Here is a 21,348-nt window from a genome sequence, read left to right on the forward strand (position 1 = left end):
ACAAATAATCAGCGTAGAACTGGATAGTCAGAAGACGTTCCGAAGTCCCAATCGTCATTACTCCAAAGAGTGAAGAGTGACGTGTCACAAGAAGCATCGGGATAAAGCGTAGGACAAGTGAGCTCCGAAGTAGTTTTACCTTCCCCATAGCCTTCCACAGATAAAACAGTGCCTGTAGCTTCAACGTCCCAGAAAGCGTTATTTACCGACAGAGCAATCCCTGGCGTATAAATCTCTCTTATTAATCCAGCTTTAAACTCTGGATCAGTTTTACCGGTAACGGTCAAATAGTTAGCAACAAAAACATTTTCAATTGTCACTTCTTCTCTTACACGATGAACCAGACCTGCCGCACTCCAGGTCCCTATTACTGCTCCAAAGGCATATGAATCGGAAACGTGAGAATTACGCAGTTGCCCGAACATCCCACCTGGGTGCCTGGCTGAAACTGAAGACTCGCTACCCACAGAAGCGTTTCTAATAATAACACCGCTGCCACTTCCCAAAACGGCACCGACGTCATGCGTACCAGTAATATGACTACCGATATAAGCATCATTGATAGAGCCATCGCTCAGAGATCCTACAACGCCACCGTTGTAGTTTGATGTCGAATCTATCGAACATTTTGAGATTATCTGAGTTACTGCCACTCCTCGGCCGAGGCCTAAAATACAACCTGTATAGTAGTTGTTTGTAATCTCCACCGTAGAAATTACATCGCCGAACACAAGATGTGATTCAGATAGAGACTGTGAGTCAGACTCAACCCAGCCAGCAACACCGCCAGAGTATTTAACCCCCTGAACATTTCCATCGACATTAATCGTACTTAATAGATCTCCGTCTCCAAACACTCGGCCAGCGACCATTCCGACTTCATCGATCCCGGTAACTGAGCTATCGACAATGCGAACATTTTTAATGTCAGTATTATTACTACCACCGGTCAAGACACCGGTTGCATCGCCACCAGTAACCTCAGCACCTCTAAGTACCAGATTACTGACCTCACTCTCGTACATATTCGCGAAAAGACCCACCCAGCTCCGATCACTTCGGCTTATGTACAGATTAGATACCTGAAACCCATTACCATTGAATTTTGCAGTAACCGCACCAGTTACTTTCTTCTGAGCGTAAGCAGCGGCGCCATCGGTATCACCTACCGGCAGCCAACCCGCACCATCATTCCAGAAAAGATCCCCTTCATCGGCTACACCATTTCCATTGGTGTCAAAATCCAGGTCAGCAACCAGCTCATAACCGTTACAACCAGTGGCTGGGCAACCCGTGCTATCACCATTGAGGCTGGTACCCGCTGGGTCATAACGCATCAGGTCGAGTTGTTCGAGTGTTGATATTTCAATCAGGCCGTCATTATCAATGTCGACGTCTGTCGAAGCCTGAACGAGTGTTGGAGAAACGATGGCCATGGCAAGAGCCGCTGGCATCCATTGTCGCAGTTTCATATCAGATCCTTTGTGTATTCTTGTTGTCTGCATCGGATGATGCATCCAGCAGCCTACTCCAAAGTGTTTATTGATATATTTGCAAATAGCGACACTTGTACAGAAATTGATTATCAGTCAGAAGGCATAGGCAATCACCTTGCCATCCTTCTTTTCCATGTCCATGCTGGTCTAATACAAAAAAAGCGCCCGAAGGCGCTTTTTCAGAAAAACAGCGTTTGGCCGATTACTCAGCAGGCTTAGCCTTCTCACGCAGTTTAATGTTCAGCTCGCGCAGTTGCGCGTTGCTGACTTCGCCCGGCGCTTGTGTCATGACACAGGCTGCAGACTGAGTTTTCGGGAAGGCAATCACTTCACGGATGCTGTTCGCACCAGTCAGCAACATGATCAGACGATCAAGCCCGAATGCCAGACCACCGTGTGGCGGCGCACCGAACTTCAGGGCATCCAGCAGGAAGCCGAATTTTTCGCGCTGTTCTTCTTCGCTGATGCCCAGTACGTCGAATACTTTGGCCTGCATGTCCTGATCGTGGATACGGATAGAACCACCACCCAGCTCACAGCCGTTGAGTACCATGTCGTACGCACGGGACAGAGCTGCGGTTGGGTTCGCTGCCATTTCTTCAGGAGTACAGCTTGGTGCTGTGAACGGATGGTGCAGCGCTGTCAGCGAACCATCGTCGTTTTCTTCGAACATCGGGAAGTCGACAACCCAGAGAGCAGCCCACTCAGAGGTGTACATGTTGAGGTCTTCTGCCACTTTGCAGCGCAGGGCACCAAGTGCATCACACACGATCTTGGTTTTATCAGCGCCGAAGAAGATGATATCACCGTTCTTCGCGTCGAGTTTTTCCATGATCTTCATGGTGTTGTCATCACCGATGAATTTGATGATCGGTGACTGAAGACCTTCAACGCCGTTTTCGATCTCGTTGACCTTGATCCACGCCAGACCTTTTGCACCGTAAATGCCTACAAATTTCGTGTACTCATCAATCTGTTTGCGTGACAGCTCTGCGCCGCCTGGTACTTTCAGTGCAGCAACGCGGCACTTAGGATCTTTCGCTGGTGCTGCAAACACTTTGAAGTCGATGTCCTGCAGGAATTCTTCGACGTCCACGATTTCCATCGGAATACGCATGTCCGGCTTATCAGAACCGTATTTGCTCATCGCTTCTGCAAAAGGCATACGCGGGAAGTCGCCGAGATCAACGTTCAGCTCTTTGAGGAAGATCTCTTTGATCATGCCCTGAGCCAGACCCATGATGTCTTCTTCATTGATGAAAGACGCTTCGATATCGATCTGGGTAAATTCCGGCTGACGGTCAGCACGCAGATCTTCGTCACGGAAGCATTTAGCAATCTGGTAGTAACGATCAAAGCCAGACACCATCAGCAGCTGTTTAAACAGCTGTGGCGACTGAGGCAATGCGAAGAACGAGCCTTCGTGAGTACGGCTTGGTACCAGGTAGTCACGCGCGCCTTCTGGTGTTGCACGGGTCAGAATCGGGGTCTCGATATCGAGGAAGCCGTTGTCTTCGAGGAAGCGACGTGCGGTAGAAGTCACTTTAGAGCGGAAGCGCAGCTTGTCCTGCATTTCAGGGCGACGCATATCCATGTAACGGTACTTGAGGCGGATGTCTTCGCCCACATCAGTGTAACCATCAAGAGGGAACGGAGGCGTTACCGCTTTGTTGAGGATAGCGATTTCTTTGCCCAGTACTTCAATCATACCGGTCTTCATGTTCGCATTGGTTGTGCCTTCCGGACGCCCACGAACACGGCCAGTGATCTGTACGACAAATTCAGAGCGAACGCTGTCGGCAGTGGCAAATGCTTCAACAGTGTCAGGGTCAAAGACTACCTGCACCAGACCTTCACGGTCGCGCACGTCAAGGAAGATCACACCACCGTGGTCGCGGCGACGGTGTACCCAGCCGCAGAAGGTCACGGTCTGATCGATAAGTGTTTCGTTGATATCACCACAGTAATGTGTGCGCATCGCTATGTCCCAATCCTGTCATAAAGCGGCCCGTTCGCCGCCGGTGTCGTAAAAAGTTCAGCGCCGTAACATACGGCAACCGGCTGTCGAGTGAAAGCCGCGCATTATAACGAATCAGGGCGCCCGGGTTAAGGACTCTTCACCGGGCCTGAAGTGCCATTCTCGCGCCAGGAACCCATATTCCACCCAAGTACGACACAATCGCACCTTGAGTTGGCGTGTTATCCCGGTAATCTCATCGCCCGACGAATAATAACTTTCACTCAGGAGTATGCTTCATGCAGTCTTTCGCAAACAAAGTTGTGGTGGTGACAGGTGCCGCCTCTGGTATCGGCCGGGCACTGGCTCAACAACTGAGCATGCAGGGAGCCCACCTCGCTCTGTCCGACGTTAATCTCGATGGACTGGAAGAAACCCGCACTATGCTCCGTGGCTCAGGTAAGGTCACAACTCAGCAGCTGAACGTAGCCGACCGCGAAGCCTGGGAAGCATACGCAGAACAGGTAGTCGCCGATCATGGTCAGGTCGATATGATCATCAATAACGCTGGCGTTGCACTGTCTGAAACGGTCGAGCGCATGAGCTACGAAGACATGGAGTGGATTGTGAACATCAACTTCTGGGGTGTCGTCTACGGCACTAAGTCGTTCCTGCCACATCTGAAAGAACGCCCGGAAGCGGCCATCATCAACGTCTCCAGCATCTTCGGTATTATCGCACTGCCCACTCAGGCAGCGTACAACGCAACTAAATTCGCGGTGCGTGGCTTTACCGAATCGCTGCGTCAGGAACTGAAAAATACCAACGTATTTGTCAGCACCGTTCACCCTGGCGGCATCAAAACCAATATCGTGCGCAATGGTCGTATGAAAACCAGCATGACTGGCGACAATCAGACGCTCGAACAGCAGGCAAAGCACTTTGAAAAGATTGCCCGCACGACTCCGGCCCAGGCAGCTGACACCATTCTGAGTGGTGTGAAAGACGGTAAGCGCCGTATTCTGATCGGCTCGGACGCCCGTCTGATGGATCGCATTCAGCGCCTGTTCCCGGTGCGCTATACCGATATTTTCGGCTGGGCACTGAAAAAATTAGGCTGATAAGTGATCTATGCCCGAAAAAACAGGGGTTAGCGGCTTGCTAACCCCTTTTTTTTGCATAAAAATCGAACAGCACTCAATCGAAGGGAAAACACGGCTCTCATTGAGTTCGCAAACGACGCTACCAATACAAGAAGGAAATGATTATGGCTGTAAAGAAAGCACCAGCGGCTAAGAAGCCAGCTGCGAAGAAAGCACCTGCTGCCAAAGCAGCGCCTGCAAAAGCGGCAGCTCCTAAAGCCCGCAAAGTGACTGCACTGAGTGAGCGATACACAAAGACTCAGATTCTGAATGAAATCGCAGACAACACCGGCCTGACACGCAAGGAAGTCAACGCAGTTCTGGAAGAACTCGGTATCGTCATTGAACGCCATATTAAAAAGCGTGCCGTGGGTGAGTTCACTCTGCCAGGCCTGCTGAAAATCAAGACCATCAAGAAGCCTGCACAGAAAGCACGCAAAAACGTGCCAAACCCATTCCGCCCAGGCGAAACCATGGATGTTGCAGCTAAGCCAGCGTCGACCCGCGTTAAAGTGCTTCCTCTGAAGAAGCTGAAAGATATGGCCGTCTGATCAGACGCTGCCTTATGACAGGAGTACGTCAGTACTCCTGTTTCACCACTGATCCCTCAGTTGCCGCAGGGCTCTGAAGACATCCGGGTCGGCCAGTCCAAGCGCCGGAAATTCTTCCTGTAATCTGTGTTTAATTGCCGGCTCATGCAGTCGCAGAAACGGGTTGTAGGTACGCTCCTGCCCCAGCGTCATTACCGGCATGTCATCCGGTGCGAAGCTTTCTACCTGTTTCTGCCAATGAGAGATCATTGCGTTACCGGCTTCCCGCGTTTCTGCGAACGCCAGATTATTCTTCATATAATCATGCCCCGGATATAACAGGGTCTCGTCCGGCAGCGGCTGCAACTGCGAGACAAAGCTGTCGTACATTTCGTCGACGTTGCCACCATTACGACAGTTTCCAGCACAGGCATTAAACAGGGTATCGCCCGAAAACAGCACAGGTACTCCGTTGTTATCTTCTGCCTCAACAAGTAGGCAGACATGCACTGGGGTGTGTCCCGGGGTATGCAGAACTTTCAGACGCAGCGAGCCCAGCTCAATTCTGTCGCCGGGTTTAAGACCCCGGTCAACATCCGGTATCCGGTTCACCGCATTTTCATGCGCCCAGATTTCTGCGCCGGTTGCCGCCTTAACAACCGGGTTTCCTTCGATATGATCATGGTGTTCGTGCGTGTTTATGATCAGCCGTATGCTGTAGCCCTGCTCCTCAGCCAATGCCAGCATTGCGTCGCCATCAAGAGGGTCCAGCACGATCGCCTGTTTTGTTTCTTCACATCCAATCAGGTAATTAAAATTCCTGAGTGGATTATGCATAAAACGTCGGAACACCTTCATTGTTACCCGCCTTCTGACTCTGCTTACCAGTAAACCGTATCGTCTGAGTCGTCATGAAGTGACGATTCATCAATAAAATGGCTGGAAAACAGATCCTGCAGGGCCTCAACACGCTCCGCTTTCTCGGCCTCAGAAAACGGTACCGCTGGGCTATGCCCCCAGACAGGTCCGGGCCACGCGGGGTCGTCGTCATAACGTGCAATATGATGAACATGAAGTTGCGCAACCACGTTGCCCAGTGCTGCAACGTTCATCGATTTTGCTTCAAAGAAATCGCTCATTTTTTCCGCCACCCAGGCAGACTCTTCCATTAACTGTGCGCGTTCCTGCTGGGAAAGATGGTAGTACTCGCGGATGTCATTACGGCAAGGCACCAGAATTACCCAGGGGTAGCGGCTGTCATTCATCATCAGTGCCTGGCACAGTGGGAAACGCCCCAGATACAGGGTGTCGCCTTGCAGGCGTTTGTCTAAGCGGAACATAATAACTCTCCTCAACTGCCGGGGCTGTGACTCGCCCGGAACACGGTGTAAACATTAATAATAGAACCCCGCCCAACGCAGGTCACTGATTTATGACGGAATTTATTAGTTTGAGTGACATAGAGAGCGCTCCTGCGGGGGTCTGGCCGAACACACCAGTCACGCCCTTTATGCGTCAGACCTTTCTCGCCGCGCTTGAGCGAAACGGTTGTGTGGGCCCCGGCACGGGCTGGACACCCTCTCACTTCTGCAACGACGACCTGCTCATACCTGCCTACGTAAAAGACCACAGCTACGGTGAATACGTGTTCGACTGGAGCTGGGCAGAGGCCTATGCGCGTTATGGTATGGATTACTACCCTAAGCTGCTGCTCTCGGTGCCTTTTACTCCCGTCCCGGGGCCGGCGACCTCCGGGGGTAATGAACTTCCGGACAACTTCGCTGCTGTGCTCAATGAACATTGCCATTCCCAACAGCTGTCTGGCTGGCACCTGAATTTCACCAACAGCGCACTGACAGAGCAGCTGAAACAGCAGCAGATGCCTGACGGCCCCCATCAGAGAACCGGGGTGCAATTTCACTGGTTTAACCGCGACTACGAGTCTTTCGAGCACTACCTGGCGCATTTCGTCAGCCGTAAACGCAAAAACACCCTGAAAGAGCGGCGCTCAGTCTCCGGGCAGGGCTATCGCTGTCAGCGCCTGACGGGAACCGATATCGAGGCTGAGCATATTCACTTTTTTTACCAGTGCTATCTGAACACCTACCGGGAACGACGTTCGACGCCTTACCTGAATGAAGATTTCTTTCAGCAGCTACGGCAGCAGATGAATGATCAGATGCTGCTTGTTATCTGCAGTAACAGCGAGGGGCCAGCGGCCGCCGCGCTCTGTTTTTACGATCAGACCCACCTCTACGGCCGCTATTGGGGAGCACTGGTACACGCGGATGCCCTGCACTTCGAAGCCTGTTACTACCAGGGCATAGAGTTCTGCATAGAGAAAGGCCTGAAAGCGTTCAATCCCGGCACCCAGGGCGAACATAAAATCGCCCGTGGTTTCGAGCCCGTGCTGACACACAGTTTCCACTGGCTGGCGCATCCCGGATTTCATCAGGCCGTGGGCGACTTTGTTCAGGAAGAGCGGCAGCACATACTTCAGTATCAACAGGCAGCCAGGACACAACTCCCCTTTCACCGGACGAGCTGATACTGGAGATCCCTCACTCACTTTGCTATAACAGCGCGAAAAGAGGTCCCTTATGGCATTACGAGCATACAAAGTTCAGGAAATTCTGGTATTCGCAGGTCGCGGTACCGAAGCGAAGCTATTGGCAGCTCCACAACTGCGGCCCAATGAAGAGTGGAAAGCAGATGTTGCCGCCTGGGTAGCCTTACGCGCAGAACGCACGCCTGAACTGGATGAACTCGCCGACCCCAGCCGCACCGAGCCCTACATTCACGCGGCGCAATAATCAGCGTTTTAAAAGAACTGCGGCCATGTATTTGCGCCTGCCGTACTGCACCATGGCTGAAAAGTTATCAAGGCTGACCGGTACATACAGATTATCGGCCTCTGCCTGATCAAGCTCTTCGTCAACATCCGGATCATTGATGTACGCAAACCGGTCGTCCATCGCCACCAGCCAGACCCAATGTGGGGCTTTATTGCGGTTCAGGCGATACGTACTGATAAGAAGCAGAACCCGCTGACCATCCGCCAGAGCCTCCCGCAATTCATCCGCCGTAAACTGCGACTCACGGGTTTCAATGCCGGCATCATCACAACGCCTCTGAAACTCATCACTGACCAGTGTTAATACTTCCCGCTTATGCGCATTTCTGACCCCTTCCAGAAATGGCACAGAACGATCAGAGACCAGAATTCTGACGTCCAGCCCACGCTTATCAGCCGCCAGTGCGAGCCCCTGTGCGGAACAGCCGCCGTGCCCGGTTGTCAGGTATATGGTTGTCGCTTCACGCCAGATATCCAGCTCCTGAATTCTGTCGGGAACTGAGTAGGAAGTTCTGTCGCTGTTCAGGCTCTGCATCGCCATCAGCAGCGCCGAAGGGCCACAGGTAAATGGGGTGGTCTGAGCATAAAAAGGCAGCTGCTCAGGCACCTTACGCCCAAGTGACAGGTGTTTCTCGAGACGCCAGCCATCAGCACCATCATCGTAGTACGCCGGAAGTGAACGGATAACGGAATACCCTGCCCGTCGGTACAGAGCCAGCGCGTGCGTATTGTCCTGCCTGACTTCCAGACGCATAAACAGCACTCCGCGCTTTACCGCCTGCTGTTCGCACCATTCAAGCAGCTGCTGCGCCAGTCCCTGGCCACGGGCGGCGGGATCAACGGCTATGGAGTAGAGCCTGGCCAGCGACGTCCCGCGATGAAAGAGAACCAGCGCATACGCAGACAGTGGCTCGCCCACGCACCAGAGCTCCGACAGCTCACTGCGGATAAAATGGCGGAATTTCCGTGCTGACAAACGGTCACCCGGAAAAGAGTTTTCTTCGATAGAGGTCAGTCGTGGAAGGTCTGCACTGACGGCCTGTCTGGGGATCATGCGGATTAGAGCCCTGGAGTTCGTGATGAACGCTATAGTAGAGCCCTTAGTAAACCAGGGATACAGTGAGTTTCACGAGAAATATCACTCTCTACGACAAAAAAAAACTGTTAGCGAAGCAGGAAACCTGTTTCTAATATGCGGACTCACAAAACTCATATCATAAGGGAGCCTATGAAACCTTTGCTCGTTCTGGTCGACCAGATCTCCGACTGGAGCCCCTACTACCCAACCAACCAGGTCGTCGCCATCAGTGACTACCTCAGCGACTATGCGGAAACCAAAGGCTACGTCATCAACCTTTGCCGCGATTACAGTTATCTTGGTTCGGGTTATTACGGGTCGCTGCTGGCGGAAGCCCGCGGTGGGCAGGTATTCCCGAGTGTCCGCGCGATCCGCGAACTGAACAGCTTCGAAAGCGGCCAGCCGCTGCTGCCGAAGCACAGCCGCACGCTGGAAAATATCAGTCGCAAAGACGAAACCCATCCGGATCGTCTGGACCTGCGTTCATTCTTTGGCATCACGCAGAACGCAGAAATGGCGTCCATCGCGCGACGTATTTTTGAAGTGTTCGGTTTTCCGGTCGTCGATGTCAGCTTTACCCGGGTTCAGGCGAATCTCTGGGTCATCAGCTCAGTACAGGTGCGCGCACTGGATGAGCTGGAAGAAGCTTCTCAAACCGAGTTTGCAGAAGCACTGGATACGTTCAGCCATAAAATCTGGCGTACGCGCCGATCCTCCAAGCGCTACAAATACGACGTTGCGATTCTGGTCAACCCGGAAGAAGCGCTGCCGCCCTCAAATAAAGGAGCGCTGAAAGCGTTTGAGAAAGCTGGCAAAGAGCTGGGGTTGAATGTCGACTTTATTACCCATCGCGATGCTAACCGCGTGGGAGAATACGACGCGCTGTTTATCCGTGAAACGACCCAGGTAGATCACCACACCTACCGCATTGCGCAGAGTGCCGAAAATCAGGGGCTGTTTGTTATCGACAGTCCGACTGACATCATGCGCTGCTCAAACAAGGTCTATCTGCATGAAACCCTGAAGCGTCATAACGTCGATACACCAAAGACGCACCTGCTTCTGGTTCAGCAGAATTACAACATTGACGACATCATCGAAGAGCTCGGACTGCCCGTTATCGTTAAGATTCCGGATGGTTCTTTTTCCATTGGCGTAGAGAAAGCCAAAACACGGGAAGACCTGCTCGAATGCATTACCCGCCTGGGTGAACGGTCTGCGCTGTTGCTTCTGCAGGAGTTTATGCCGACCGACTTTGACTGGCGCATAGGTATTATTGATAACCAGGTGATTTATGCCTGTCGTTATTTTATGGCCAAAAGCCACTGGCAGATTTACAACCACAGCGCACGAAGTAACGCTAATAAATCAGGCAACGCAGACGCATTCGCGATCGATAAAGTGCCGAAGAATGTCATCCGCACTGCCCTGAAAGCGGCCAAATGCATGGGGTCCGGCTTTTATGGCGTTGACCTGAAAGCCAGCGGCGACCGGGCGGTTATTATCGAAGTGAACGACAACCCAAGTATCGACATGGGCGTCGAAGATCTGCACAGTGGCAACATGCTTTATCAGCAGATCATGGGCACCATGCTGCGCAAACTCGACGAGCTGAACGGCCGCTGAGTCTGAATCCGGCGGACTACCAGTGATCTGGTAGTCCGTCTGTCTGCAGCATCGCCGCAATGTCCATTGTCAGTGCAATCGACACGTGTACTGCCACTCCCCCCCAGATGGATCGCGACATCAGTGCGAGTACTCCAAGAAAGAACCCGAATAAAATTGCGCCAAAGGACTCCGGCCACAGCTTCGGGAAATGCAGCATCAGATAAGGCAAACACATAATAGCGATAGAAAGACTGCCAAACTGCCGTCGTAATCCATTCACCAGGTAACCCCGGAAGAAGAACTCGACCGCGACAAACTGAAGTATGTAAATCACTTCAAACGACAGAAAATCAAACCAACTGCGTTCGGCCTTACTGTAAAAAGGATAATGCCGGGAAAAATCTTCACCGAAACTCGCGATCATCGCAAACACCATGATAGGCAAGGCCAGAAACACATAACCCCGCCAATGCTCATGCACTGTCCCCCACTGCCAGCCGTAATAGCTGAGTGGTTCCTTCAGCCATAACCGCACCGTAAGCATCGGGATAATCATAAACCCAAGCAGGTTAATACTTCCCCACCAGAGATAGCCGAGCAACTCCCGGAATTCGTATTTCCGATAGTCTTGATAGAGCTGATTATTGCCCGTCAGATCGCCAGCCCACTGCACCAGAGCCGTCAGGTTGGCGCTGTATTTTCCGTAGTGAACCAGCAGCAGACACAAGCAAGCAACGGTCAGAAGCTTCCAGACGCGAATACGCCCCTCCGCGTCACTCGCCTGGCTCGCGCGTCGTTCCTCTTCTGCGGCCCCATCAAAGGCCATGATCTGTGCTGCTACGAATTTGGGTGACAGCCAGCGCATAGAGCCCTGTTGTGAATTCATACGTCGTCCTTTAGCCATTGTTGCCAACGTTCAGCGGTCGCCTCTGACAACCAACGTCTAATCTCCGGTGAAGGCAGCTGCCCATCAAATGCCAGCCTGATGCGCTCAACCGCACTGTCGGTATCATGCACTTTATACCGGCACTCCGACGGATACTGCTCCCGGTAGCACAGTGCGTCAGGCGCGACCGGTATACATCCAGCGCTGACCGCCTCAATCATTGAGAGCCCCTGAAATTCATGATCTGCACAACTGATCACTACCTGTGCCCGGCGTAGCAGCTCGCAATATTCTGCTCTGGATACGCGACCATCGGCGACAATCACCTCGTGAAACTGCGTGCGGATGTCCTCCAGCGTCGCCGGTATTTTCGCCGGACGCGGCCCCAGTAATGCCAGTGTAAAAGGCACGCCCTGCAGGCGCAGTTTCTGCAGAATCGCGAGAAACAGATCAGGGCGTTTATCGTATTCCCAGCGATGATTCCACACGATCAGGCCCTGAGTTTTTGCCCCAGAGCCTACGCCATCAACCGGCACAGGCAGCAACGACGACTTGTCTTCGAGTTCCTGTCTTAGGGATTCTGGCCGGCAATCGGGCAGCTTCTTCAACAGGTGATCCACGCCGGACACGAAAGAGCTCAGGTTGTACTGCGAATTAAACAGGCATCGGTCTGCCGCAAGCGCACCGTACAACTGGACCATCTGCGGATCGACCGATGAGTGTTGTTCCTTACCTACCGGATAGGAAAACTGATTCTCATGAAAGTAATAGGTCAGAGGAACGGAGGCTAGCGCCGGCAGAAGCCCGCGCAGGGTAGCGACATCCACCATAGACGTCGCCAGGATATGGTCGGGTTTCCAGTCAGCGAAAAGTTCGGTGAGTTCTTCGCGCCAGGATAAGGGGTTTCCACGGATGCGCCAGCGGAAATACCGCCCCGGTAACTCAAGTACGCGCCAGTCGACGTCGAGGTGTCGGGTCAGCCAGGTGACCCATGCCGCATGACTGTCTGAGCGGTAGGCAGACAGCAGCAGAATACGTTTGTCAGTACTCAAGACGGACCGATCCATCCTCATGCTGCTCTACACTGGGAGATCTCGCACTTTCCATCGACTCACGAGCAGAGTTAATGACCTCTTTTTCACGGTTTATGGCGTCGTCGACGCGCTTGCGCTCTGCATTCATCTGATCAACCACGGCCTGACTGCGGTTGGCTGCATTGACTCCGGCGATAGAATTCGCCAGTTCTGTTCCCCGGCTGACGATACTTTCGCGCTCTTTTTCGAGCTTAGTCAGCCGACGCTCAGCGCTGCGTATTTTTCGTTCAGCCTCAAGACGGCGATTGTTATTTGCGACATCGTTAGCCATCGCATCAAGATCTGGCGTAGAAAATGAACTCTGGGGCGCCGTAGCCTGAATCGTCTTCTTCTCAGCGGTCACGCTGCCTGACGGGCACGGCATCTGTGAGTAAAGCGTCGAGCCATCCGCTTGCTTGCACACATACACACCTCCAGCGAGTGCCAGCTCACTGACGAACAGACTCAAAAGCACACAGAAACGCATCGCAAAATCTCCCAGTAGACGGCGGGATACTACCATAGGCTCAGGATGCAACCTACGCTACCGGAATTAGTGTCTATACTTCGGCGTAAGCGCGGGAAACCGCCCAAGGTCTCAAAACGGAGTCGTGAATGACCAAGCCCGACCAGCTCCCGGTGCAACAGGGAAAGCAAAGCCTGTGGACACTGCAGAAATATGCGCTGGATAAGCACGCCATCGTCGCCATCACTGATCTTCAGGGACGGATCACCTACGTCAATGATCTGTTCTGCGATATCAGTGGATATCGTCGGGAAGAAATTCTCGGCAACACTCACCGGCTGATTAACTCTGGCTTTCATCCGAAAGAGTTTTTCACCGAAATGTTCCGCGCGGTACATGAAGAAGGGCAATGGCGCGGTGAGATCTGTAATCGTCGCAAAAACGGCGAACTCTACTGGGTAGAATCCACCATCTCCCAGCTCTTGGATGACCAGGGTAATCCCGATGGCTATATCGCTCTGCGGACTGATGTCACTGACCAGCACCGCACGCTGGAGGCCATGCGCAGACTGCACGAAATCACCTCTGCACGTGAGACCGATGTCAATCAGAAAGCCCAACAGATTCTGGAGCTGGGCTGCGAGATATTTAACCTGCCGATCGGCATCATTTCCCACATTACGACCGATACATACACAGTGCGCTACTGTGTCGCCCCCGGAGATGGCCTGAACCCAGGAGATACCTTCGAACTGGGGAACACCTATTGCTCACAAACCCTGGCCTGTCATGCTCCTGTCGCGTACCACCACGTCGCAGAGAGTGATTTTAACGGCCATCCTGCATACAAAAGTTTTGGCCTGGAGGCCTATATCGGCGCACAACTTATGGTTAATGACGTTCCCTTCGGAACCATTAACTTTTCGGGACCTGATTTTCGCGAACGTCCCTTCAGCTCTGGCGAAATCGAACTGATTCAACTTTTTTCCAAATGGATCGGAGATGCTTTTGCGCGTCACGAAACAGATACGGAACTTGACCGCCAGCGCGCCCTGCTCGACTCCGTCAGTGAGCAGGCCAGAATCGGCGCCTGGGAGCTGGATCTGAGCACCAACGAGCTGCACTGGTCACGCATGACCCGTGTCATTCATGAAGTCGATGACGACTACCAGCCTGATGTCGCTACCGCCATCAACTTTTATAAAGATGGGCCCGCACGGGATACCATTCGTACCGCCGTTGAAGAGGCAGTTTCTTTTGGCAAAAGCTGGGAACTGGAGCTTCCACTGGTCACCGCGAAAGGAAATCCCATCTGGGTCCACGCTCGCGGTGAAGCCATAATGGCCGGTGGCGTCTGTATACGCCTGTTCGGTTCGTTTCAGGACATAACACAGCAGCGCAAAGCGAAAGCTCAGCAGATTGAACAGGCTCAGCGTCATCAGCTGATGGTCGAATCCACCGCTGTCGGTTTCTGGGACTGGGATATCGAAACGGACGCAGTGACCTACAGTGAGCGCTGGGCCGACATCATAGGGTACGACCTTTCCGAGCTGGAGCCCGCGAATGTCAAAACCTGGCGAAGCGCATGCCACCCCGATGACCTTAAGCGTTCCGACGAAGCTCTGCAGAAACACTGGAACAGAGAAACCGACCTGTACGCCTGCGAAGCGCGGATGAAACACAAGGATGGCCACTGGGTGTGGGTGCACGATACAGGCCGGGTTGTCGAGTGGACAGCCGACGGTAAACCCAAAAGAATGATAGGTACGCACCTCGACATTTCACAGCAGAAAGAAAGCGAAGAAGCCATTCTTCAGGCCAAGCGTGAGGCCGAGAGTGCCGCCCGCGCCAAGAGTGAATTTCTCGCCACCATGAGCCATGAAATTCGTACGCCGATGAACGGTGTACTGGGTATGCTGAATCTGCTGCAGAACACGCCTTTGTCTGAAGATCAGGTGAACCGGATCAGGATTGCTCAGAACAGCGCGCAATCTCTGCTCGCCCTGATCAACGATATTCTCGATTTCTCCAAAATCGAAGCCAATAAGCTGGAGCTGGAACACATTGATTTCGATATCAACCAGACACTGACGGAATGTATCGAGAGCCTCGCCAGTCAGGCGGAGGTCAAAGGTCTCGAACTGATTGTGGATACTTCTCTGCTATACAGCCCGTTCGTCAATGGCGACCCCGGGCGCATACGCCAGATTCTGACGAATCTGATCAGTAATGCCGTGAAGTTCACGACATCTGGTCACATTGTTGTGACACTGACTCAGGTGCGGCAGAAGAATCACTGGCTGACCAAGCTGATTGTCGAAGATTCTGGCATCGGTATTCCTCCGGAGAAGCAGGAGCATCTGTTTAAGGCATTCAATCAGCTGGATTCATCCACCACCCGCCAGTTCGGCGGCAGCGGACTGGGCCTTGCCATTGTGAGAAACCTCTGTGAACTGATGGATGGTGATATTGAAGTAGAAAGTAAGGCCGGTGTTGGCAGTCGCTTCACCGCCACGGTCAGTCTGGGCCAGGCTGCTGGTCAGCATGAGGTGGTCAGAGAAAGCCTGAAAGGCAAAAAGATTCTTCTGATTGAAGACCACCCCAAAGGACGCGAGGTTCTGGCCAACCATTTTTCTGAATCCGGCGCCCAGGTAACGACCGCAATGGATGGCCAGGAAGCAGCGCAGAAGTCTGCAACCAGTACGGAGTCCTTCGATATTGTTCTTCTGGACTACGACATCCCAGGAGACGACTGGCGCCGTACCGCAGCAAAACTTTCAACAATACCGTCGTGTGAAACCGCCCTGAGATTACTGACAGTGCCGGTCACCTATCAGAAGAATTATCGCGTTGTGGAATCTGGCGATCTTCACGGTCATATCCAGAAACCATTGAATATTCTCAACCTGCAGAGCTTCCTGGGTAAGCGGAATCAGTCACCGATCGATATTATGGACAGTACCCAAAATGCGCGTATGCCAACATTTTCAGGCAAGCGCGTGCTTCTGGTCGAAGACAACCATGTCAACCAACTGGTCGCCGAAGAAATGTTGACTGCCTTTGGCATCCAGGTGGATGTCGCTGAGCATGGTAAGCAGGCGCTGGATATTCTGGGGTCGCAGAAGGCCCCTCCCTATGACCTCATTCTGATGGACTGCCAGATGCCCGTCATGGATGGCTATGAAGCAACCCGCAGACTGCGCCATGGTCAGGCTGGCGATATCTGCCAGAGTCTGCCCGTGATCGCTATGACCGCTCACGCGATGACCGGCGATAAAGAACGTTGCCTGGCGAGCGGCATGAACGATTATCTGCCAAAACCGGTGGATCCTTCGCAACTTCTGACACTACTCGAACGTTGGTTGGGGAATGCAACAATGGAAGCAGAAAGACCTGCTGGTGACCTCGCGCAGGCGAACCGCCCTCCACAGATTACTGAGGTGTGGGACAGGGCTCAGGCGCTGAACCGTGTTGTCGGAAACCAAAGTCTGCTGAACCAGTTGATTAACATGTTCCGAAGTGAACAGCCTGTCCGCCTCCAGGAAATGCGGGATGCATACAAGGCTGGGGACTACAGCACACTCACCGATATCGCTCACAGCCTTAAGGGCGTCGCCGGTAACCTCGGCATCCGACATGTACAGTCAATATCGGCTGAGCTTGAGTCGGATCTGAGAAGTGGAGATACCTCAGATATCGAGGCGACACTGACCAGGCTGGAAGAGGAAACTGAACGGTTTGTCACTCTTTTCAAAGATCAGGAGCCTCCGGCTAAACGCGGAAACCCTCATACCCTGCGGGCAAATCTGCTGAGTATTCGCAGTAATCTTGCGCAGAATGATTACATTAGTCAGAAAAGTCTCGAATTCCTGAATTATTCCTACAATGACGCCGTTATTGAAGAAGAACTCAGTAAACTTGCGCGCGAGATCACAGCATTTGAAAACGCGCAGGCACAGACTAGGCTTAACAGACTGCTCGAAGAGATGAAAGAGCCAAAATAATGATTAGTAACTCGCCACTGTCTACCGTTCTGATTGTCGATGACTCGCCGTCTAACATTCGTGTGATGGCTGCCGTCCTCCAGGAACGCTATCGCGTGAAGACTGCCACGAGTGGTCAGCAGTGCATTGAAATGGCCATCCGACACAAACCAGACCTGATTCTGCTGGACATTGAAATGCCCGGTATCAGTGGTTATGACGTGTGTCGTGAACTGAAACGCCTCAGTGAAACTCAGGACGTGCCTATCATATTCGTTACCGGGCGCGACAACATTGAAGACGAAGAAATGGGACTAAGGATCGGTGCCGTGGACTATATTACTAAACCTATCCGTCCGGTGATTCTCTCGGCACGGGTAGACACACACATCACGCTTAAGCGCCAGCAGGATCACCTGCTCAAGCTAGCCATGCACGATCAGCTGACGGGTCTGTACAACAGGCACTACATGCTGGAAACCGTCGACCGTAAGATCGCCCGCGCCCGTCGACATTCCACACCGCTCAGCGTGATGATTATTGACCTGGACCACTTCAAGAAAATCAACGATACCCACGGGCACATCGTCGGTGACCAGATTCTGGAACACGTCGGTGGTTTTCTGAACCATCAATGCCGAATTGAAGATACCGTCACCCGCTTTGGCGGAGAGGAATTCCTGATCCTGATGGAGCCCTGCAGCCTCAATCAGGCGCACTACAAAGCAGAAGTGATCCGCCATCAGGTGTCGGAGCTTCACCCATCGGGGATCCCCGTGACTGTCAGTATCGGTATTGCCGAACTTACGGATACAGACTCGGATTTCAGTGCCCTTCTGAAGCGCGCTGATGATGCCCTTTACCGGGCAAAAGATGCCGGCAGAAACTGTACTATGCTGGACGAAATTCGCCCACTCACTCAATTGGGCTGACTGGCGTATCCTGATTCAGATACTCGGCGTGCTCACGCGCCAGACGATAGAATACATCGGCGGTATCACTCAGGCCGGTGCTTCTGAATAACGCAAATGAATGCCACACAACCGGGTAGTTAACCGGCAGCACGACCATAGTGTTCTGTCGGATTTCTTCCCGGAAGAGAGTAACCGGACCTCCGGTGAGATAATCTGAGCTGGCGACCAGGTTTTTACATATCCGATAGTTCTCGCACTCAACAGTAGTACCTCCCCTCACCAGGTTCTCTGGTAACTGCCTCGCCATGTACTCTGGCAAAGGTGGGCCGATTCTCGGATATTCAATGACGTCGAACAGATTCAGTGATTCTCTACCCTGATCCAGCGGGTGACCTTTCCTCGCCACAAATACGATGCGCGCAGACACCAGGGCTTCACGAATCAACGAAGCAGGAACCTGCCCCTGGTCAAACGGTCCCAATGCAAGATCCACAGTCCCTTCTTCTACCGCCTTCACCATGTCGTCAGCCGACATCTGCTTCAGTGACACCTGACAGCCGGGTTGTTCTTCTAGAAAGTCCTGCAGCAACTTCGGAAACAGCAGTTGTTCTATAAGTGGCCCCATCGCCACAGTGAGACTGCGCTGATCTCCGGTGGCGATCTGACGAGCCTGTTTCTCAATCCCCGTCATCTGCCGTCGAACAGAGGCACCCTGAGCGATCAGTAACTCACCGGCGGGTGTCAACTTTGCGCCGGTACTACCGCGCTGTACGACCTTGAAGCCGAGCCGGCTCTCTATCCTGTCGACTTTACGGGAAAGCGTGGGTTGCGACAGATTCAGAGAAACTGCCGCTTCGCTCAGACTTCCTTCGCGGAAGATAACTTCCAGAATCCAGAGATCAGATAAATCCAATTAATAACGCTCCATCAACCCTTGCCAACCACCCTCCTGGCCGGGCTCGGGAAGGATTTCGCCCCCCTCCATTGCCCAGCTGGCAGGTATGTCCGTCAGCACAATATCTATCGTCGTTTCTTCCAGGTTCAGTAATGATGCGATCGATGCGGACACTGCGCTCGCAATCCGGGAGTTCGCATCCGACGCTTCGCGCAACCGCACAACGCCATTGACGTGACATTGCGTATCGGCTTTCAGGCTGACCCGATCCTGAACATATACGTTAACAAAATGTTCCGGCGCATCAGTCTCGCCACAGTGTGCCTTAATCACTGCCAGTGAAACCGCACTCCTCTGAGCCTGCGTGAGTTCGCCACGTACCGCCACATTGTAGAGAGGCATAAAAAGACTTCCTTTCAGTTGAGTGTGTATTCCGCCAGTCCGGTCGAGAGGCGACTACGGATCAGGTTAACCAGAGTGCGCAGGACGAAACCGATGCGCGCGCATGTGCTCAGGCGAGCCAGCATCTGCCGTTGAACCGTCGCAAACATGGACTGGTTAAGAGCAGCGACCATCAGATCCCGGTCATCGTGACCCAGAGCCAACCATTGATTGTTCACTGACTGAAGAACAGCTGTACGGGTTCTCGCATCTGTTCCGTCCGGCAGGATTACAGAAACAGACACAAGGCCTGACTGCTCCCGAGCCCGGAAAAGGTGGTCGGCCTCTAGCCGGCACCAGAGAACAAGGGGACTGCGGCCACTGTTGAATATTTCCAGGGTTTCTTTCAGCGCCCGCTGAAACAGACGACGATCGTCCTCTGACAAGCGTCCTTCCGGGTACATACAGTTAATGCGCATAGCACGCTCCGAAATAATTATTTTGTATAGCGTAACCCAATAAAAACCAATCGCTATTCATATTCTTTAACACTAAGCCAAATATCCGAATAGGCCAACATTCATGATTGGCGGTACTTTAGTGGTTCACATTAAGGAGTCGGCCGATGAATGCTATTGCCTCTGATCCATTGCTCAGCAGTTTCGAGAAACTGCGACAGGCACATACCAACAACACACCTGCGGCGGTGCGTATCAATCGGCTCGACCGTTTGCAGAGATCTCTGAAAGAGCATCAGTACGCATTACAGGAGGCGCTGAAAACGGATTATGGTAGCCGCAGCGAGGCAGACACCTTAATAGCGGAGATACACGCCCTGGCCTCCTGTATCCAATATCACCGCCGCCATCTGCGTCGCTGGATGAAACCTCAGCGCCGGCATGTACCTATGCATCTGCAACCCGGAAGCGCCCGGGTTATTTACCAGCCCGTCGGGCTGGTGGGCATTGTTGCTCCCTGGAACTTCCCTGTTTATCTGTCGCTGGCCCCTCTTGTCACTGCGTTGTCAGCAGGAAACCTCGCGATGATAAAGACTTCCGAGTTCGCACCAGCAACATCGGCGGCACTCGCCAGGCTGATCCGTGATGCCTTCACTGACAACGAGGTCAGTGTTATTGAGGGAGACATTGATACTGCGGTTGCTTTTACACACCTGCCTTTCAATCATCTGGTATTTACCGGGGCCACGACCATCGCCCCTACCGTAATGAAAGCCGCCGCAGACAACCTGACTCCTGTCACTCTTGAACTCGGAGGCAAATCCCCTGCTCTGATTCACCCGGAATATCCCGTCGAGACGGCAGCGGGCCACATCGTCTACGGTAAGGCCATCAATTGCGGGCAAGTGTGTGTATCCCCTGACTACGTACTCGTTCACGAGAGCAAAAAGGACGAGCTGCTAGCAGCGCTAGAGGATGAATTCCGCCGCCGTTATCCGACGGTTATCAACAACGCTGATTACACCAGCATCATCAACACCCGACATGACGATCGGCTTGAAGGCCTGCTTTCCGACGCTGAAGCCAAAGGTGCAACAATCAAGGCTCTGTGGCCTGCGGGCGAAACCCCAGAAAAGCCATGTCGACGACCACTGACGCTTGTCTCCGATACCAGTGACGATATGCGTGTTACGCGCGAAGAAATTTTTGGGCCAATACTTCCTGTGATCACTTATCGGACTCTGGACGAAGCGTTCAGATACATTAACGAACGCGAACGTCCCCTTGCGCTGTACTACTTCGACCAGAAGCGCAGCCGCGCCGATAAAGTCATCAGTGAAACCATCTCTGGGGGAGTGTGCATTAATGAATGCATGACCCATATATCAGTCGATGATATGCCATTCGGAGGCGTAGGCCCCTCCGGAATGGGCCACTACCATGGAGTTGAAGGTTTCAGGAACTTCAGTCATGCGCGTAGCGTGCTGTATCGTGGAAAAATCAACTTTACTCAGTTAACAGGCGCTCCGAGAAATCACTGGCGCTGGCGCCTGTTCAAGCGATTCCAGGCTTGGCGCCTCGGTTTGTAAGGGCTGCTGACGATCTCTTTCAATACAGGTACAATCGC

Annotated in this window: 19 protein-coding genes; 8 read left to right on the plus strand and 11 right to left on the minus strand. The window is 52.9% G+C overall.

The window, feature by feature from the left end; translation table 11 throughout:
- Positions 1 to 8 precede the first annotated feature (8 nt).
- Positions 9 to 1,472 carry a hypothetical protein gene (locus Q1L85_RS05795; protein ID WP_300425792.1) on the minus strand — a complete coding sequence of 488 codons (1,464 nt, stop codon included), beginning with the start codon at positions 1,470 to 1,472 and terminating at the stop codon, positions 9 to 11.
- Positions 1,473 to 1,698: 226 nt separating this feature from the next.
- Positions 1,699 to 3,474 (minus strand): aspartate--tRNA ligase, encoded by a 1,776-nt coding sequence (gene aspS / locus Q1L85_RS05800; RefSeq protein ID WP_300425790.1) that lies wholly within the window; start codon positions 3,472 to 3,474, stop codon positions 1,699 to 1,701.
- Positions 3,475 to 3,752: 278 nt separating this feature from the next.
- On the opposite strand from aspS, the gene Q1L85_RS05805 reads away from it, so the two are divergent.
- Together Q1L85_RS05805 and Q1L85_RS05810 are read left to right on the plus strand one after the other, a co-directional pair.
- Positions 3,753 to 4,574 carry an SDR family oxidoreductase gene (locus Q1L85_RS05805; RefSeq protein ID WP_300425788.1) on the plus strand — a complete coding sequence of 274 codons (822 nt, stop codon included), beginning with the start codon at positions 3,753 to 3,755 and terminating at the stop codon, positions 4,572 to 4,574.
- Between the two features lie 146 nt (positions 4,575 to 4,720).
- Positions 4,721 to 5,146 (plus strand): HU family DNA-binding protein, encoded by a 426-nt coding sequence (locus Q1L85_RS05810; protein ID WP_300425787.1) that lies wholly within the window; start codon positions 4,721 to 4,723, stop codon positions 5,144 to 5,146.
- 42 nt (positions 5,147 to 5,188) lie between these two features.
- On the opposite strand, the gene Q1L85_RS05815 is transcribed toward Q1L85_RS05810, so the two are convergent.
- Both Q1L85_RS05815 and Q1L85_RS05820 read right to left on the minus strand, forming a co-directional pair.
- Positions 5,189 to 5,983 (minus strand): hydroxyacylglutathione hydrolase, encoded by a 795-nt coding sequence (locus tag Q1L85_RS05815; RefSeq protein WP_300425785.1) that lies wholly within the window; start codon positions 5,981 to 5,983, stop codon positions 5,189 to 5,191.
- Positions 5,984 to 6,006: 23 nt separating this feature from the next.
- Entirely contained in the window at positions 6,007 to 6,465 is a 459-nt protein-coding gene (locus tag Q1L85_RS05820; RefSeq protein ID WP_300425784.1) for an HIT domain-containing protein, read from the minus strand.
- Between the two features lie 92 nt (positions 6,466 to 6,557).
- On the opposite strand from Q1L85_RS05820, the gene Q1L85_RS05825 reads away from it, so the two are divergent.
- Together Q1L85_RS05825 and Q1L85_RS05830 are read left to right on the plus strand one after the other, a co-directional pair.
- Positions 6,558 to 7,673 (plus strand): GNAT family N-acetyltransferase, encoded by a 1,116-nt coding sequence (locus tag Q1L85_RS05825; RefSeq protein WP_300425782.1) that lies wholly within the window; start codon positions 6,558 to 6,560, stop codon positions 7,671 to 7,673.
- 52 nt (positions 7,674 to 7,725) lie between these two features.
- Positions 7,726 to 7,938, plus strand: coding sequence for a hypothetical protein (locus Q1L85_RS05830; RefSeq protein ID WP_300425780.1), 213 nt, complete (start codon positions 7,726 to 7,728; stop codon positions 7,936 to 7,938).
- Here Q1L85_RS05830 and Q1L85_RS05835 read toward each other — a convergent pair whose 3' ends face one another.
- On the minus strand, positions 7,939 to 9,033 hold the full coding sequence (locus Q1L85_RS05835) for a GNAT family N-acetyltransferase/peptidase C39 family protein (protein ID WP_300425779.1): 1,095 nt from the start codon (positions 9,031 to 9,033) through the stop codon (positions 7,939 to 7,941).
- A gap of 174 nt (positions 9,034 to 9,207) precedes the next feature.
- Here Q1L85_RS05835 and Q1L85_RS05840 point away from each other — a divergent pair, with 174 nt between their 5' ends.
- A complete protein-coding gene (locus Q1L85_RS05840; protein WP_300432558.1) occupies positions 9,208 to 10,683 on the plus strand; it encodes a RimK family protein in 1,476 nt (491 codons plus the stop codon).
- A 16-nt stretch (positions 10,684 to 10,699) separates the two neighbouring features.
- Here Q1L85_RS05840 and Q1L85_RS05845 read toward each other — a convergent pair whose 3' ends face one another.
- Genes Q1L85_RS05845 through Q1L85_RS05855 form a run of 3 tightly spaced genes read right to left on the minus strand, consistent with a single transcriptional unit; the run spans position 10,700 to position 13,147 of the window.
- Positions 10,700 to 11,551, minus strand: coding sequence for a CPBP family intramembrane metalloprotease (locus tag Q1L85_RS05845; protein ID WP_300426487.1), 852 nt, complete (start codon positions 11,549 to 11,551; stop codon positions 10,700 to 10,702).
- A complete protein-coding gene (locus Q1L85_RS05850; RefSeq protein WP_300426488.1) occupies positions 11,548 to 12,603 on the minus strand; it encodes a DUF3524 domain-containing protein in 1,056 nt (351 codons plus the stop codon). The genes Q1L85_RS05845 and Q1L85_RS05850 overlap by 4 nt, the downstream gene beginning before the upstream one ends.
- Complete coding sequence (locus Q1L85_RS05855; protein ID WP_300426489.1) at positions 12,593 to 13,147, minus strand: DUF4124 domain-containing protein; 555 nt, start codon at positions 13,145 to 13,147, stop codon at positions 12,593 to 12,595. The genes Q1L85_RS05850 and Q1L85_RS05855 overlap by 11 nt, the downstream gene beginning before the upstream one ends.
- Before the next feature lie 92 nt (positions 13,148 to 13,239).
- Here Q1L85_RS05855 and Q1L85_RS05860 point away from each other — a divergent pair, with 92 nt between their 5' ends.
- Both Q1L85_RS05860 and Q1L85_RS05865 read left to right on the plus strand, forming a co-directional pair.
- On the plus strand, positions 13,240 to 17,094 hold the full coding sequence (locus Q1L85_RS05860) for a PAS domain-containing protein (protein WP_300426490.1): 3,855 nt from the start codon (positions 13,240 to 13,242) through the stop codon (positions 17,092 to 17,094).
- Positions 17,094 to 18,005, plus strand: a complete 912-nt coding sequence (locus Q1L85_RS05865) for a diguanylate cyclase (RefSeq protein WP_300426491.1) — start codon at positions 17,094 to 17,096, stop codon at positions 18,003 to 18,005. Before Q1L85_RS05860 ends, Q1L85_RS05865 begins: the two co-directional genes overlap by 1 nt.
- Here Q1L85_RS05865 and Q1L85_RS05870 read toward each other — a convergent pair.
- From Q1L85_RS05870 to Q1L85_RS05880, 3 genes are read right to left on the minus strand one after another with little or no spacing between them, the layout of a single operon-like run.
- Positions 17,989 to 18,900 (minus strand): LysR family transcriptional regulator, encoded by a 912-nt coding sequence (locus Q1L85_RS05870; RefSeq protein ID WP_300426492.1) that lies wholly within the window; start codon positions 18,898 to 18,900, stop codon positions 17,989 to 17,991. The genes Q1L85_RS05865 and Q1L85_RS05870 overlap by 17 nt on opposite strands.
- Positions 18,901 to 19,284: a hypothetical protein gene (locus tag Q1L85_RS05875; RefSeq protein ID WP_300426493.1), complete on the minus strand. Its 384-nt coding sequence runs from the start codon at positions 19,282 to 19,284 to the stop codon at positions 18,901 to 18,903. It abuts the gene before it with no gap.
- Positions 19,285 to 19,298: 14 nt separating this feature from the next.
- Positions 19,299 to 19,742, minus strand: a complete 444-nt coding sequence (locus tag Q1L85_RS05880) for a hypothetical protein (protein ID WP_300426494.1) — start codon at positions 19,740 to 19,742, stop codon at positions 19,299 to 19,301.
- Between the two features lie 146 nt (positions 19,743 to 19,888).
- Between Q1L85_RS05880 and Q1L85_RS05885 the strand changes: the two genes are divergently transcribed.
- Positions 19,889 to 21,310 carry a coniferyl aldehyde dehydrogenase gene (locus Q1L85_RS05885; RefSeq protein WP_300426495.1) on the plus strand — a complete coding sequence of 474 codons (1,422 nt, stop codon included), beginning with the start codon at positions 19,889 to 19,891 and terminating at the stop codon, positions 21,308 to 21,310.
- The last annotated feature ends 38 nt before the right edge of the window (positions 21,311 to 21,348 follow it).

It is taken from the genome of uncultured Thalassolituus sp. (assembly GCF_950066645.1).
Lineage (GTDB): Bacteria > Pseudomonadota > Gammaproteobacteria > Pseudomonadales > Oceanobacteraceae > Thalassolituus.

Bases quoted from the DNA above. Each gene is read 5' to 3' on its own strand.
- Q1L85_RS05795 (WP_300425792.1), bottom strand. From the start codon at position 1,472: ATGAAACTGCGACAATGGATGCCAGCGGCTCTTGCCATGGCCATCGTT.
- aspS (WP_300425790.1), bottom strand. From the start codon at position 3,474: ATGCGCACACATTACTGTGGTGATATCAACGAAACACTTATCGATCAG.
- Q1L85_RS05805 (WP_300425788.1), top strand. From the start codon at position 3,753: ATGCAGTCTTTCGCAAACAAAGTTGTGGTGGTGACAGGTGCCGCCTCT.
- Q1L85_RS05810 (WP_300425787.1), top strand. From the start codon at position 4,721: ATGGCTGTAAAGAAAGCACCAGCGGCTAAGAAGCCAGCTGCGAAGAAA.
- Q1L85_RS05815 (WP_300425785.1), bottom strand. From the start codon at position 5,983: ATGAAGGTGTTCCGACGTTTTATGCATAATCCACTCAGGAATTTTAAT.
- Q1L85_RS05820 (WP_300425784.1), bottom strand. From the start codon at position 6,465: ATGTTCCGCTTAGACAAACGCCTGCAAGGCGACACCCTGTATCTGGGG.
- Q1L85_RS05825 (WP_300425782.1), top strand. From the start codon at position 6,558: ATGACGGAATTTATTAGTTTGAGTGACATAGAGAGCGCTCCTGCGGGG.
- Q1L85_RS05830 (WP_300425780.1), top strand. From the start codon at position 7,726: ATGGCATTACGAGCATACAAAGTTCAGGAAATTCTGGTATTCGCAGGT.
- Q1L85_RS05835 (WP_300425779.1), bottom strand. From the start codon at position 9,033: ATGATCCCCAGACAGGCCGTCAGTGCAGACCTTCCACGACTGACCTCT.
- Q1L85_RS05840 (WP_300432558.1), top strand. From the start codon at position 9,208: ATGAAACCTTTGCTCGTTCTGGTCGACCAGATCTCCGACTGGAGCCCC.
- Q1L85_RS05845 (WP_300426487.1), bottom strand. From the start codon at position 11,551: ATGAATTCACAACAGGGCTCTATGCGCTGGCTGTCACCCAAATTCGTA.
- Q1L85_RS05855 (WP_300426489.1), bottom strand. From the start codon at position 13,147: ATGGTAGTATCCCGCCGTCTACTGGGAGATTTTGCGATGCGTTTCTGT.
- Q1L85_RS05860 (WP_300426490.1), top strand. From the start codon at position 13,240: ATGACCAAGCCCGACCAGCTCCCGGTGCAACAGGGAAAGCAAAGCCTG.
- Q1L85_RS05865 (WP_300426491.1), top strand. From the start codon at position 17,094: ATGATTAGTAACTCGCCACTGTCTACCGTTCTGATTGTCGATGACTCG.
- Q1L85_RS05875 (WP_300426493.1), bottom strand. From the start codon at position 19,284: ATGCCTCTCTACAATGTGGCGGTACGTGGCGAACTCACGCAGGCTCAG.
- Q1L85_RS05880 (WP_300426494.1), bottom strand. From the start codon at position 19,742: ATGCGCATTAACTGTATGTACCCGGAAGGACGCTTGTCAGAGGACGAT.
- Q1L85_RS05885 (WP_300426495.1), top strand. From the start codon at position 19,889: ATGAATGCTATTGCCTCTGATCCATTGCTCAGCAGTTTCGAGAAACTG.